Origin of the sequence: Bradyrhizobium algeriense, from assembly GCF_003062295.1 — a bacterium.
GTDB lineage: Bacteria > Pseudomonadota > Alphaproteobacteria > Rhizobiales > Xanthobacteraceae > Bradyrhizobium > Bradyrhizobium algeriense.
The window spans coordinates 1-13,853 of sequence record NZ_PYCN01000027.1 but is presented as its reverse complement, the minus strand read 5'-3'; the positions used below and the strand labels follow the sequence as shown (position 1 = coordinate 13,853).

General features: G+C 62.8%; 15 protein-coding genes. All 15 read left to right on the top strand.

Features of this window, described 5'->3' with window-relative positions; translation table 11 throughout:
- Nucleotides 1-31 precede the first annotated feature (31 nt).
- Nucleotides 32-412 carry a hypothetical protein gene (locus tag C7G61_RS33195; protein ID WP_108521841.1) on the top strand — a complete coding sequence of 127 codons (381 nt, stop codon included), beginning with the start codon at nucleotides 32-34 and terminating at the stop codon, nucleotides 410-412.
- Nucleotides 409-1,491 (top strand): alpha/beta fold hydrolase, encoded by a 1,083-nt coding sequence (locus C7G61_RS33190; protein ID WP_108521839.1) that lies wholly within the window; start codon nucleotides 409-411, stop codon nucleotides 1,489-1,491. The genes C7G61_RS33195 and C7G61_RS33190 overlap by 4 nt, the downstream gene beginning before the upstream one ends.
- Nucleotides 1,488-2,081 (top strand): GNAT family N-acetyltransferase, encoded by a 594-nt coding sequence (locus C7G61_RS33185; RefSeq protein ID WP_108521837.1) that lies wholly within the window; start codon nucleotides 1,488-1,490, stop codon nucleotides 2,079-2,081. The genes C7G61_RS33190 and C7G61_RS33185 overlap by 4 nt, the downstream gene beginning before the upstream one ends.
- A 246-nt stretch (nucleotides 2,082-2,327) precedes the next feature.
- On the top strand, nucleotides 2,328-2,804 hold the full coding sequence (locus C7G61_RS33180) for a phasin (RefSeq protein WP_108521834.1): 477 nt from the start codon (nucleotides 2,328-2,330) through the stop codon (nucleotides 2,802-2,804).
- A gap of 252 nt (nucleotides 2,805-3,056) precedes the next feature.
- The gene (locus C7G61_RS33175; RefSeq protein ID WP_108521832.1) at nucleotides 3,057-4,343 is read left to right on the top strand and encodes a DUF445 domain-containing protein; all 1,287 of its coding nucleotides are present in this window, start codon (nucleotides 3,057-3,059) and stop codon (nucleotides 4,341-4,343) included.
- A 184-nt stretch (nucleotides 4,344-4,527) separates the two neighbouring features.
- Nucleotides 4,528-5,298 (top strand): esterase/lipase family protein, encoded by a 771-nt coding sequence (locus C7G61_RS33170; protein WP_108521830.1) that lies wholly within the window; start codon nucleotides 4,528-4,530, stop codon nucleotides 5,296-5,298.
- 586 nt (nucleotides 5,299-5,884) lie between these two features.
- Nucleotides 5,885-6,754 carry a phenylacetic acid degradation operon negative regulatory protein PaaX gene (gene paaX / locus C7G61_RS33160; protein WP_108521825.1) on the top strand — a complete coding sequence of 290 codons (870 nt, stop codon included), beginning with the start codon at nucleotides 5,885-5,887 and terminating at the stop codon, nucleotides 6,752-6,754.
- Between the two features lie 74 nt (nucleotides 6,755-6,828).
- A complete protein-coding gene (gene paaA, locus C7G61_RS33155; protein ID WP_108521823.1) occupies nucleotides 6,829-7,821 on the top strand; it encodes a 1,2-phenylacetyl-CoA epoxidase subunit PaaA in 993 nt (330 codons plus the stop codon).
- A 12-nt stretch (nucleotides 7,822-7,833) separates the two neighbouring features.
- Nucleotides 7,834-8,121 carry a 1,2-phenylacetyl-CoA epoxidase subunit PaaB gene (paaB, locus tag C7G61_RS33150; RefSeq protein ID WP_027539035.1) on the top strand — a complete coding sequence of 96 codons (288 nt, stop codon included), beginning with the start codon at nucleotides 7,834-7,836 and terminating at the stop codon, nucleotides 8,119-8,121.
- Nucleotides 8,122-8,234: 113 nt separating this feature from the next.
- Complete coding sequence (gene paaC, locus C7G61_RS33145; protein WP_108521821.1) at nucleotides 8,235-9,011, top strand: 1,2-phenylacetyl-CoA epoxidase subunit PaaC; 777 nt, start codon at nucleotides 8,235-8,237, stop codon at nucleotides 9,009-9,011.
- The gene (paaD, locus tag C7G61_RS33140) at nucleotides 9,005-9,508 is read left to right on the top strand and encodes a 1,2-phenylacetyl-CoA epoxidase subunit PaaD (protein ID WP_108521819.1); all 504 of its coding nucleotides are present in this window, start codon (nucleotides 9,005-9,007) and stop codon (nucleotides 9,506-9,508) included. Before paaC ends, paaD begins: the two co-directional genes overlap by 7 nt.
- 133 nt (nucleotides 9,509-9,641) lie before the next feature.
- The gene (gene paaE / locus C7G61_RS33135) at nucleotides 9,642-10,721 is read left to right on the top strand and encodes a 1,2-phenylacetyl-CoA epoxidase subunit PaaE (protein ID WP_108521816.1); all 1,080 of its coding nucleotides are present in this window, start codon (nucleotides 9,642-9,644) and stop codon (nucleotides 10,719-10,721) included.
- Nucleotides 10,722-10,852: 131 nt separating this feature from the next.
- The gene (gene paaI / locus C7G61_RS33130) at nucleotides 10,853-11,311 is read left to right on the top strand and encodes a hydroxyphenylacetyl-CoA thioesterase PaaI (protein ID WP_108521814.1); all 459 of its coding nucleotides are present in this window, start codon (nucleotides 10,853-10,855) and stop codon (nucleotides 11,309-11,311) included.
- A gap of 16 nt (nucleotides 11,312-11,327) precedes the next feature.
- The gene (gene paaK, locus C7G61_RS33125) at nucleotides 11,328-12,659 is read left to right on the top strand and encodes a phenylacetate--CoA ligase PaaK (RefSeq protein WP_108521812.1); all 1,332 of its coding nucleotides are present in this window, start codon (nucleotides 11,328-11,330) and stop codon (nucleotides 12,657-12,659) included.
- 33 nt (nucleotides 12,660-12,692) lie between these two features.
- Nucleotides 12,693-13,712, top strand: a complete 1,020-nt coding sequence (locus tag C7G61_RS33120; RefSeq protein ID WP_108521810.1) for a quinone oxidoreductase family protein — start codon at nucleotides 12,693-12,695, stop codon at nucleotides 13,710-13,712.
- Nucleotides 13,713-13,853: the final 141 nt, after the last annotated feature.

Sequence of the window (13,853 nt, the reverse complement as noted above, 5' to 3'; positions counted from 1 at the left end):
CAAGCGCTCGTAACCTTTCGGGAGAGGCGCGATGGCCGACAAAGGCAACGATCCTGCCGCGATCTGGCAGACCATGCTCGGGGAGATGGAGAAGGGGTTCAATTCCTTCGCCAACCAGGCGATGACCTCGCCGGAGTTCTCCAAGGCGATGAACCAGGTCGGCGGCGTGTCGGCGGGCGCGCAGAAGCAGCTCGGCGAGCTGATGGAGAAATACCTGCTGGCGATGAACCTGCCGAGCCGGGCGCAGATGGTCGGCATGGCCGAACGGCTGCAGTCGATCGAAGGCCAGCTCAACGAGATCAAGGCGATGCTGCATCAGGTGCATCATAACTCGCTGGCGCAGGACGGCGGCCTTGGCACGCCGCGGCCGCCGCGCACCAAGCGTCCGCCATCGGAGGGAGAGCAGAAATGAACGCTCCGGCGGCTCTCGATCTGGCGTCGATCTCGGAGCGGGTCCAGTCCGAGGTGCAGCGCGCGATCCAGCGCAGCATCAAGGGCGTCGAATATTTTTCCTCGTCCGGTCCATCGCTCGGCTCGACGCCAAAGGACATTCTCGCTGTCCGCGGCACCATGAACCTCTATCACTATCGGCCGGTCGCGGACGAAATCTACCGCATTCCGATCCTGATCGTGATGGCGACCACCAACCGCGGCTACATCCTCGACCTGGTGCCGGGCCAGAGCTTTATCGAGTTTCTGTTGAAGCGCGGCTACGACGTCTACATGCTGGACTGGACCGCGCCGAAGCCGGAGGAAAAATCCCTGCGGATGGAGGACTACGTCCTCGACTTCATCCCGGACTGCGTCCGCCGCGTGCAGCAGGATTCCGGCGAGCATGATGTCAACGTGATCGGCTATTGCTTTGGTGGCGTGCTGTCGCTGTTGTACGGCTCGATCTTCAACGACGGGCCGATGAAGAACCTGATCTGCTTCACCACGCCGATCGATTTCCGCGAGATGAAGCTGTTTTCGAATTTCTCCGACCGGCGCTATTTCGATGTCGACCGCCTCGTCGACAGCGTCGGCAACGTGCCGCCGGAAATGATCCTGTCCTCGTTCGAAATGCTGCGGCCGGCCTCGCGCACCGTCAGCCAGGTGCAGTTGTGGGAGAACATCTGGAACGACGAATACGTCAAAGCCTACCGGATGATGGATCGCTGGGGCACGGACACCTTGCCGCTGGCCGGCGAGTACTTTCGCGCCATCACCAAAGACCTGATGTGGGACAACAAGCTCTACAACGACACCATGACGGTCGGCGGACGCGCGGCGGATATTTCAAAGATCAAGGTGCCGATCCTGCATGCGGTCGCCGAACACGATCACATCGTGCCCTATGGCGCCGCAAAACACCTGATCACCAAGGTCGGCTCCACGGACAAGGAAGAGGTGATGCTGAAGGGCGGTCATGTCAGCCTCGTCGCCGGCGCCAACGCGATCAAGCGGCTGTGGCCGAAACTGGACTCCTGGCTAGGTAAGAGATCAACATGAGCGAAACACGTTCCTATCCGCGCCACGTCAAGACCGACGCCGGCGACATTGAATTCCGCATGATGGCGCGCAGCGACGAAGCCGCCGTGCTGGCCTTCGCGCAAAAGCTTCCGACGCACGACCTGCTGTTCCTGCCGCGCAATATCAGTCAGCCCAAAGTGCTGTCGGCCTGGGTCAACGAGATCGAGCGCGGCGCCATCACGAGCCTGCTGGCGGTGAAAAACGGCACGGTGGTCGGCTGCGGCACGCTGGTGCGCGACCCGCATTCCTGGTCGCCCCATGTCGGCGAGATCCGGATGGTGGTGTCGCAGGATGTCCGCGGGCAGGGCGTCGGCCGGGCGCTGTCGCAGGAGACCTTCGCGCTGGCCCTGGGCGCCGGGCTGGAAAAGCTGTCGGTTCAAATGACGGTCGACCAGCAGGCGGCGATCACGCTGTTCGAAAGCCTGGGCTTCAAGGCCGAGGCCCTGCTGCGGGACCACGTCCGGGACGTCGACGGCAAGAAGCACGACATCGTCGTGCTCGGACATAATGTGGCGCAGGTTCGGGCACAGATGGAAGCCTACGGGTTGCCGGGGGCGGTCCAGCACTAGCTGGACAAAAAATCGCGAAAACAACCCCATGCAAAGTAGATGGGGCCGGCTCCGGCATTAGCCTAAAGTGGAACTTTTGCCGTTTCTCTGGGCGAACCGCTCATCCATCAGGCTTATCACGAATTCGTGATATCGCGCTGCAACATTGATGTTGCGCCGCACCATTAACTATGGCACAACACTCCTGCCCCGGGCCAATCCGGACGGGGTGAGCCCATAGCTCAAACCTGAGGATGGAGAGACCCAATGACCACCGAAACCAATTCCGTGCTGAACACCGTCAAGGAAGCCTTCGCGCCCGTCACCGAGGCGTTCACCAAGCTCCAGAACCTGGAAGTTCCGGAAGCTGCCCGTGAGTTCGTGAAGAAGCAGGCCGAGACCGCCAAGGAGCGCGCTGCCGACTTTTACGCAGGTTCGGAGAAGGCGACCGCTGCGATCGAGACCGCCGTTGCCGGTTCGGTTTCCGAGGCCGCCAAGATCAGCCGCAACATCCAGCAGGCGTTCTATCAGGACGCGGAAGCGTTCTTCGCCGGCATCGACAAGCTCGCATCGGCCAAGTCGCTGAGCGAAGCCGCCCAGATCCAGTCGGACCTGGTCCGTGCGCGTGGCGAAGTGCTCGTCTCGCGGGCGAAGGCCAGCACCGAATATCTCGGCAAGCTCGTCACCGAGGGTGCCAAGAACGCGCAGGACAACTTCGCCAAGGTCTACTCCAAGACCGCCTGATCGCGATCCGCCTGACAACTGCATTTTCGAAGGCCCGCTTTTGGCGGGCCTTCTTTTTGTCGGGTGTCGGCATAGATCAACGTTGCATCTCCTCCGTCATTGCGAGGGCTATAGCGACGACTTGTCCGCCGATGCTCAACGAGCGAAGGCGGACGCAATCCATCTTTCCGTTCGCGGTGAGCTGGATTGCTTCGCTACGCTCGCAATGACGGGGTACGCTGACACAGGCGCGAATCTTCTTCGAAAGCCGTCATGACGCTTCCCGCCACCTTCGGCATCGACACTCCCGGCGACGCCGCCCGCGCCGCCGAGTTGCGGCGTGTGAAGTTGCTGGCGACGGGGGTGTTGGCGGCGACGTTTGTGATCTTCCTCGCCGCCAGGGCGCTGCTGCCCCTGCATCCCGCCCTCGGCTTCATCGCAGCCTTTGCCGAGGCCGCCACCATCGGCGGCCTCGCCGACTGGTACGCCGTGGTGGCGCTGTTCAAAAGACCCTTGGGATTGCCGATCCCGCATACCGCGATCATCCAGAGCAACCAGCAGCGCATCGCCGACAAGCTCGGCGAATTCATCGAGGTGCATTTCCTCGAATCTGCCCCGGTCGAAGCCAAGCTGCGGCAGATCGATTTCGGCTCGTTCATCGCCGACTGGCTGCGCGACCGCAAGCGCAGCGAGGATCTCGCGCGCTTTGCGCTGCGGCTGTTGCCCGAAGCGGTAGCTGCGACGGAGAATTCCGGGCTGATGACCTACGTCAGCCGCCGCATCACCGCGCAGCTGATGGCGATCGATCTGGCGCCGCTCGCCGCCGGAACGCTGCGCGCATTCGTGAAGGAGGGGCGGCATCAGGGTCTGCTCGACGATCTCCTTCGCGGCGTGCATCAGATGATGACGCAGGCCGAAACCATGGCGATGATCCGTGAGAAGATCCGCGCCGAATTGCCGACGCTTTTAAAACTCTATCGTGCCGACAAGTTTCTGGTGAACAAGATCGTCGCTTCCGCCACCGTCTTCTTCGAGGAAGTCCGCAACGATCCCGCCCATCCGTTTCGCGGTGAGTTCGATCGCATGGTGCTGACGTTCGTCGATCGGCTCGGCACCGATCCGGTCTATGCCGAGCGCATCCAGGGCCTGAAGCGCGATCTTTTGGCGCGCCCCGAACTGTCCGGTCTCGCGCGCCACATCTGGGCGAACGCGCGCTCGTTCTTCGAGCGCAGCGCCTCGGGCGAGACGCAGGTGCTGCAGCAATATCTGGTGCGCATGTTCGTGACGGCCGGCGAGGCGCTGGCAGGCGACCCCGAACTTCGCGCCGAAATCAATCAGGGGCTCGTTGCCGTGATGCGCACCGTCGTCGCCGAACAGAAGAGCGGCGTTTCGACCTTCATCTCGGATCAGGTGAAATCCTGGGACATGGGGCAGTTGATTTCGCTGATCGAAATCAACATCGGCCGCGACCTGCAATACATCCGTTTCAACGGCTCGCTGATCGGCGGGCTTGCAGGGCTGGCGCTCTACACCCTCGAATACCTGCTGCGGCTGCTGTGACTAATTGATCACGTCAACGCTTTTAGTTGTTCCGACTGTGATCTGCCCCGCTTGCAACGGCAAAACCGGTTCCTTAGCTTTTTATGGAACAATGTTGCGTTGCGAACGATTCTACTGCGTTGCGTCTAACTGAACCAGTGGCGTGGCTGCCGAGACGTAAGGGGCCCGCCCGAGAGGAGACATAATGTCCGTTGCTACACAGACGCTTTCGCCGCCGTCCAGAACGCTGATGTTTCTGGAGGGGCGAGCCATTTCCGAACTGGGCGCGTTTCTCGGCGCGTTGCCGCTGCTGAGCCTCGCCCCGCGAGGCGATGGTCATCCGGTGCTGGTGTTGCCCGGGCTTGTTGCATCAGACACTTCCACGCGTCCGCTGCGCAGCTTCCTGAAGAGCCGCAGCTACGCGGTCAGCGGCTGGCGCCAGGGCCGCAATCTCGGGCTGCGCCACGGCGTGCAGAACGCGATGGTCGATCTCGTGCACGAGTTGAACGACACCCATGGCCGCAAGGTCTCGCTGGTCGGCTGGAGCCTCGGCGGTCTCTACGCACGCCAGCTCGCCAAGATGATGCCGGAGCGCGTGCGCTCCGTGATCACGCTTGGCAGCCCGTTCGCCGCGGGACCGAAGGCGACCAACGCCTGGCGCGTTTACGAGATGGCGAGCGGCCGCCGTGCCGACGAAGAAGACGCCCGTTTCGGCGGTGCGCTGTCCGGCACGCCGCCGGTGCCGACCACCGCGATCTTCAGCCGCACCGATGGCATCTGCGCCTGGCAGGGCTGCATGGAAAAGACGTCGGCGACTTCAGAGAGCATCGAGGTCGAGAGCAGCCATTGCGGCATGGGCCATCACCCCGCAGCGGTCTATGCGGTGGCCGATCGCCTGGCGCAGCCGGAAGGCGAATGGGCGCCGTTCGATCGAAGCGGCTGGCGGAGTTTGGTTTATCCGAACCCGCATCGATAACAGACGCGAGCCGCGGGCTCTTCCAGCCTCGCCCTTCATTGAGAAGGCCAAGGAGATCGGTGCGGATGACAAGTCGCGGGCTGATGATCTTATGGCGCGGCTGGCGAAGATGAAGCCGGCGCCGCGCAAAGGAAGTGGCAAGTGATCTATGAGAATCGTGGCCGTCATCGCCATCGCTTACATACTTACTGGCGCTCACTACGTTTGGCGTGATTTCCGAAAGCCGATCGATGGCCAGCCCGGTTATGTCAGGTGGGGCGGAATACGGCCCAAGCTGTTCATCGCGCTCTACTGGCTTCCCGGAACGCTGTCTTCGGCCAGTCGTGGCGGGGTCTTACGACCCAAAGCCGTTTCATGGGCAATCTTTGCTGCCCTCACCGCCGCCGGGCTTTACTTCTCAAGTATATAATTCCCCTTGCGGAGAGGCCGACGCGAAGCGGCGGGTGAGGGGAGCCTCCGCGGACTCACCTCTATCGAGTTTGCTGAGGCAGCCCCTCACCCCAACCCTCTCCCCGCAAGAGCGGGGCGAGGGAGAACTCCCGGCCGCCGTTGTCGCTATCCCGAAAAACGCGCTATGCCTTGACGCATGCCGCCACCGCTTGCCCGCATCATCCAGCAGTTGAAGCGCGAACCGTCGCGCACCGGTTCGATCGTCATCACCGTGTTTGGTGACGCCATCGTGCCGCGCGGCGGCTCGGTCTGGCTCGGCACGCTGCTGGAGTTTTTCCAAGAGCTCGACATCGACGCCAGCGTGGTGCGCACCGCGATGTCGCGGCTGACCGCCGACGGCTGGTTCGAACGCAATAAAGTCGGCCGCAACAGCTTCTATCGTCTGGTGCAGAGTGGGCGGCAAACTTTTGATATCGCAACGAAACACATCTATGGCCCGCCGGCCTCCGACTGGACCGGGCGGTTCGAGCTGCTGCTGATCGGCAATGGCGAAGACCGCGACGCCTCGCGCGAGGCGCTGAAGAATGCGGGTTTCGGCAGTCCGCTGCCGGGCGTGTGGGTTGCGCCGTCGGGCGTGCCGGTGCCGGAGGAAGCCGCCGGCGCCATTCGTCTCGAAGTCTCTGCCGAAGACGACAGCGGTCGGCGCCTGCTCAGCGAAAGCTGGCCGCTGCATCGCACCGCGGACGCCTATCAGAAGTTCATGAAGACCTTCGAGCCGCTGCACGGCTGGATTGTCAGCGGCGAGCGGCTGACGGAGGCCGACGCCTTCACCGCACGGATTCTCCTGATCCACCATTACCGCCGCGTCGTGCTGCGCGATCCCTTGCTGCCGACCGCGCTGCTGCCGGCGGACTGGCCGGGCAGGGCGGCCCGCGCGCTCTGCGGCGAAATCTATCGCGCGCTACTTTCTGCGTCGGAACAATGGCTTGACCGCCATGCGACCAACGAAAATGGGCCTTTGCCAAAGCCCGTCGCGGAACTTTCGAGGCGTTTCGGCGATCCGTAATATGTTACAGAAATATATTGCGTATCTAAAATTATGTTATATATTTCCTTCCAACAAATTCCGGGAGGTCCGCCATGTATACGCAGGCGCTCAATTCGTCCGACGGCGAAGACCGCAACATTGAGGACGCCGAACGGGCTGCGCAGTTTCAGGCCCGCATCGATGGCGACGAACGCATCGAGCCCAACGACTGGATGCCGGCGGCCTACCGCAAGACGCTGACGCGGCAGATTTCCCAGCACGCGCATTCCGAAATCGTCGGCATGCTGCCCGAAGGCAACTGGATCACCCGTGCGCCGTCGCTGCGCCGCAAGGCCGCATTGCTCGCCAAGGTGCAGGACGAATGCGGCCACGGGCTCTATCTCTACGCCGCCGCCGAGACGCTCGGCACCTCGCGCGAAGAGCTGGTCGACCTGATGCTGGCGGGCAAAGCAAAGTATTCCTCGATCTTCAACTATCCGACGCTAACCTGGGCCGACATCGGCACGATCGGCTGGCTGGTCGACGGCGCGGCGATCATGAACCAGATCCCGCTGTGCCGCTGTTCCTACGGCCCGTATGCGCGCGCGATGATCCGCGTCTGCAAGGAGGAGTCCTTCCATCAGCGCCAGGGCTTTGAGATCATGCTGATGCTGTGCCGCGGCACCGACGAACAGAAAGCGATGGCGCAGGACGCGCTGAACCGCTGGTGGTGGCCGGTGCTGATGATGTTCGGTCCGCCCGACCAGGCCAGCCAGCACTCGGACACCTCGACCAAATGGAAGATCAAGCGCTTCTCCAATGATGAGCTGCGCCAGAAATTCGTTGATGCCACCGTGCCGCAGGCGCAATTCCTGGGCTTAACGATTCCCGATCCCGGCATGAAGCAGAACGAAGCGGGCAACTGGGAATACAGCGCGATCGATTGGGAAGAGTTCAAGCAGGTGCTGGCCGGCAACGGCCCCTGTAACCGCGACCGCCTCGCGGCGCGGCGGAAGGCGCATGAGGATGGTGCCTGGGTACGCGAGGCGGCGATGGCCTACGCCGAGAAGCGTCGGCAGCGCGCCGCTCTGCAGGCCGCAGAGTAGGGAGACCTAGCAATGGCAACGCCGAACATTCCGCTCTGGGAAGTCTTCATCCGCAGCCGCAACGGGCTGGCGCATAAGCATGTTGGCTCACTGCACGCGACCGACGCGACCCTGGCGCTGCAGGCCGCGCGCGATATTTACACCCGCCGCGGCGAGGGCCTCTCGATCTGGGTGGTGCCATCGAATGCGATCACGGCGTCCGATCCGTCCGAGAAGGGCATGATGTTCGAGCCGGCGGAATCGAAAATCTATCGGCACCCGACGTTTTACGATGTGCCCGACGAAGTAGGGCATATGTGAGTTTTCCGTCATTGCGAGCGAAGCGAGGCAAATCCATGGGACCGCAAAACAAGTCTGGATTGCTTCGTCGCTTCGCTCCTCGCAATGACGACTGAGCAAAGCAGGTTACCGATATGACCGAAGCCAACGTTACCGTCTCTGAAACGCCGCTGGTGCTCTACACCCTGCGCCGCGCTGACGATGCGCTGATCCTGGGGCATCGGCTGTCGGAATGGTGTGGCCATGCGCCGATGCTGGAAGAGGACATGGCGCTCGCCAATATGGGCCTCGATCTGCTCGGCCAGGCGCGCGAGCTCTATTCCTATGCGGCCAAGGTCGAGGGCAAGGATAACGACGAGGACAAGTTCGCCTATCTCCGCGACGTCAGGCAGTACCGCAATTTGCTGTTGCTGGAACAGCCCAATGGCGATTTCGCGCGTACCATGGTGCGGCAATTCTTCTACGCCACCTTCGCCGATCTCTATTGGCGGGCAATGATGCGCTCCGGCGATCCGACGCTGGCGGCGATTGCGGCGAAGTCGGAAAAGGAAAGCGCCTATCACGTCAGGCACTGTTCGGAGTGGATCGTCCGCCTCGGCGACGGCACTGAAGAAAGCCACGGCCGCACACAATCTGCGATCGACGAGCTCTGGGCCTTTACCGGCGAGATGTTCGCCGTCGACGACAGCGAGCGCGCGCTGATCGATGCCGGCATCGCCATCGATCCCGCGCCGCTGCGTTCGCAATGGCTGAAGACGATCACCGGTGTCGTCAGTGAGGCTACGCTTGCTTTGCCGAAGAACGACTGGATGCAGCAGGGCGGCCGCAGCGGCCGCCACAGCGAGCATCTTGGCCATCTCCTCAGCGAACTGCAATCGATGCAGCGTACCTTTCCGGGGGCGACATGGTAACGGCCATTCTCAACGACAGCGATCTGCGCCGTCGCGCCTGGGAAGCGGCTGCGCAAGTGGTCGATCCCGAGATTCCCGTGCTCACCATCGCCGATCTCGGCGTGCTGCGCGAGGTCGAGGTCCGTGATGGCCGCGTCGAGGTCGCGATCACGCCGACCTATTCCGGCTGTCCCGCCATGAACATGATCGCTCTGGAGATCGAGCTCGCGCTGGAGCGCGCCGGAATCGCCCGGCCGACCGTCCGCACCGTGCTGTCGCCGGCCTGGACCACGGACTGGATGAGCGAGGATGGCCGCAACAAGCTCAGGGAATACGGCATCGCTCCGCCGCAGGCCTCAAATTCGCGCCGCGCGCTGTTCGGCGAGCAGCAGGTGGCATGCCCGCAATGCGGCTCGCAGAATACCGAACTGCTGTCCGAGTTCGGTTCGACCTCCTGCAAGGCGCTGTGGCGCTGCAAGAGCTGCCGCGAACCGTTCGACTATTTCAAGTGTCATTGAGGTCCTCTATGCCGTCATTGCGAGCGAAGCGAAGCAATCCATCGAGCCGCAAAGAAAAGGTGGATTGCTTCGCTGCGCTCTCTTGCGCAAACGCTTTGCGTTTGTCGCAGACAATGACGGTGGGGAAGCACTGATGTCCCACGCACCGCGCTTTCACCGTCTCGCCGTCTGCGACCTGCGCCGCGAAGCCGTTGACGCGGTGTCGATGACGTTTGCCATTCCGAAGGAACTGGAGGACGACTACAGCTTCACGCCCGGGCAATACCTCACGCTGCGCACCACCATGGACGGCGAGGAAGTACGCCGCTCCTATTCGATCTGCTCCGGGCCTGACGATGGCGAGTTGCGTATCGCGGTTAAGAAGATTGATGGCGGCGCGTTCTCGAACTGGGCTGCGGATGAGCTAAAGACCGGCGACGAACTCGACGTCATGACGCCGACCGGCCGTTTTGGTGTCGCCCATGCGCCTGACGAGGCGCGGGTCTATGTCGGCTTTGCCGCGGGAAGCGGCATCACGCCGATCCTGTCGATCGTCAAGGGCGTGCTGGCGCGCGAACCCGATAGCCGCTTCTTCCTGTTCTATGGCAACCGCACAACATCGAGCATGCTGTTCCTCGAAGAACTGGAGGAATTGAAGGACCGGTTCATGCAGCAGCTTTCGCTCTTTCATGTCATATCGGGCGAAGAGCAGGATATTCCGATCCTGCATGGCCGGCTCGACGGCGAAAAGGTGCGCGTGCTGCTGCGCTCGCTGGTGCCGGCGGCAAGCGTCGATCACGTCTTCATCTGCGGGCCCACGGGCATGAGTGAGGACATTGAAGCGACCTGCCGTGAGATAGGCATTGCCGAGGATCGCATCCATGTCGAGCGCTTTGTCTCCGAGTTTGGCGGTAAGCCGCGCCCCAAGAAAGTTATCGAGGCGTCCGCGCCGCCCAGGGCGATGGCGTCCCTGATCATCGATGGAAAACGACGCGAGGTGCCGGTCGCTGAAGGTGAGGCCATCCTCGATGCCGCCTTGCGCGCCGGCATGGATCTGCCGTTCGCCTGCAAGGGCGGCATGTGCTCGACCTGCCGCGCCAAGCTGGTCGAAGGCGACGCCCAGATGGAAGTCAATTATTCGCTGGAGCCGTGGGAGCTGAAGGCGGGTTTCATCCTGACCTGCCAGGCGAGGCCATGCTCGGACAAGGTGGTAGTGGACTACGACCACGTATGAGGAATCGCGGGATCGTTGACACCTCAGGTGCTTCGTCCCAACACTGACTACGTAGAGAGGCCTGTTCAAACAGGCCCGTGCGCACAGGGAGAGAACGTCGTGGAACCGTCTCGCAGAGCGGGCTATCAGCTATGAACGTCGCGCTTTCGCCCGACGAGATCGCCCGCGCCTGCGCGGATGCGATGTGGAAGGAAGACGACGCCAGCAAGGGCCTCGGCATGAAACTTGTCGAGGTCAAGCCCGGGCAGGCGACGCTGACGATGACGGTGCAGCCGCACATGGTCAACGGCCAGCGCATCGCCCATGGCGGCTTCATCTTTCTGCTGGCGGATTCCACCTTCGCCTTTGCCTGCAACTCCCGTAACGAACGCGCCGTCGCCGCGCAATGCGACATCGCCTTCATCAGGCCGGGCAAGCTCGGCGACGTGCTGGTCGCGACCGCACGGGAAGTTTCGCGCAACGGACGGTCCGGGATTTACGACGTTCGCGTCACCGCTGGCGATGTCGTGATCGCCGAATTCCGCGGCCATTCCCGCACCATCGCCGGAACGTGGCTGCCGGTTGCGGACAACGGGGCCACACAAAGATAGCGAGAAGGGAAACGCCATGGCCATGGCAAGATTGAAATCCAGCGGAAGCGGTTACAGCGCTGAATTGGACGAGGCCGAGCGCGCCTCGCGCGACGAGATCATGGCGCTGCAGACCAGGCGTCTCGCCTGGTCGCTCAAGCACGCCTATGACAACGTCGCGCACTACAAGAAGGCGTTTGATGCGGCGGGCGTGCATCCATCCGATTTCAGGCAGCTCTCCGATCTCGCCAAATTCCCGTTCACGGTGAAGACCGACCTCCGCGACAATTACCCCTTTGGCATGTTCGCGGTGCCGCGCGAAAAGCTGGTCCGTGTCCATGCGTCCTCGGGCACGACGGGCAAGCCGATCGTGGTCGGCTATACGCTAGGAGACATCGACATCTGGTCGGATGTGATGGCGCGCTCGATCCGCGCCGCAGGCGGCCGTACCGGCATGCTGATGCACAACGCCTATGGCTATGGCCTGTTCACCGGCGGACTCGGCGCGCATTACGGCGCCGAAAGGTTAGGCTGCACGGTGGTGCCGGTCTCCGGCGGCATGACCGAGCGGCAGGTGCAACTGATCAACGACTTCAAGCCCGACATCATCACGGTGACACCGAGCTACATGCTGGCGATCTCGGATGAGTTCAAGAAGCAGGGGCTCGATCCGCGCAAATCGTCGCTGAAGTTCGGCATCTTCGGCGCCGAACCCTGGACCAACGCAATGCGCGCCGAGATCGAACAGACCTTTGACATGGATGCCACCGATATCTACGGCCTGTCGGAAGTGATCGGCCCCGGCGTGGCGCAGGAATGCGTGGAGAGCAAGGACGGCCTCCACATCTGGGAGGATCATTTCTACCCCGAGGTGATCGATCCCGAGACCGGCGCCGTGCTGCCTGACGGCGAGAAGGGCGAGTTGGTCTTCACCTCGCTGACCAAGCAGGGCTTTCCGATCATCCGCTACCGTACCCGCGACCTGACGCGGCTGTTGCCCGGCACGGCGCGGCCGGGCATGCGGCGCATGGAGAAGGTGACGGGCCGTTCCGACGACATGATCATCCTGCGCGGCGTCAACGTATTCCCGACCCAGATCGAGGAAGCGCTGCTGGCGACCGATTGGTGCGGCGGGCATTTCATCATCGAGCTGACGCGCGAGGGTCGCATGGACGAGATGACCGTGCTCGCCGAAGCCCGCCCCGAAAGCTGGGACGGCAGCGGGTTGTACGCGCATGCTGAAAAGGTCGCGGTCTTCATCAAGAACACCATCGGTATCACCGCCCGCATCAAGGCCGTGGCCCCGGACACGCTGGAACGTTCGCTCGGCAAGGCGAAACGTGTTTACGACAAGCGGCCGAAAGGGTAACTCCTGCTGCTCAGAAGCCAGCAGGAATGCCTGATGTCGTTTGCCGAGAAGCCCGATCTTCGATCTGCCACGGTCCAGGCGCGCTGTGTCCGGCTGCCGGCGAAGGCCGTCGATGCCGCGTCGATCTCGCCGGTCATCGAGGCGCATGCGCTGTCGCGCGGCGAAAACGATCTGCTGATCGAGCTCAAGGCCGCGGCCGTTAATCCATCTGACGTGAAGGCCGCGACCGGGCTGATGCCTTACGCCGTATTCCCGCGCACGCCGGGCCGCGACTATGCGGGCGTTGTGATCGACGGTCCGCAGGGGTGGATCGGGCGCGAGGTGTTCGGCTCGTCCGGCGATCTCGGCATTCGCCGCGACGGCACGCATGCCACGCATCTCGTGATCGAGGCGGAAGCCGTGGTCGAGAAACCGAAGGGCATTTCATGGGAAGAGGCGGCCGGCATCGGCGTGCCCTTTGTTACCGCGATGGAAGGCTTGCGCCGCGCCGGCATTCCCAAGGCGGGCGAGACCGTGCTGGTCATGGGCGTCAACGGCAAGGTCGGGCAGGCGGCGACACAGATCGCGAGTTGGCACGGCGCGCGCGTGATCGGCGTCGTCCGCAGGAGCGAGCTCTATGAAGGCCACGCCAATTCTCCCGTCGATGTCGTCGATGCCTCCGCCACCGACGTTGCGGCGCGCGTGCGCGAACTCACCGGCGGCAAGGGCGCCGACATCGTCTTCAACACGGTCGGCGATCCCTATTTCGAGGCCGCGCACAAATCGCTCGGCTTACGCGGTCGGCAGATCCTGATCGCCGCGGTGGACCGCATCGTGCAGTTCAACATCCTGGAGTTCTATCGTGGCCAGCACACTTACGTGGGCATCGATACGCTCGGCCTGTCGTCGGTCGCGACCGGCGCGGTCTTAAGGGAACTCGGCCCCGGCTTCGCGGGCGGGCATCTCAAGCCGTTCCCGATCAAGCCGAACGCGATCTATCCGCTGGAACAGGCCAAGGCGGCATTTATGGCTGTGGCCGGTTCGTCGCGCGATCGCGTGATTCTGCGACCCTAGCATTACAGTTGCGTTCTTGGAAGGTTTCTGAATCCATGGGCAACCATGATTCGGAGATCGTGGACGCGGGCAGCGTCGATTGAGGAGACGCTTGCGTTGTGGGCGGCGTCGCTTCGAGAGATCAAGAAGCTGATACGTCCG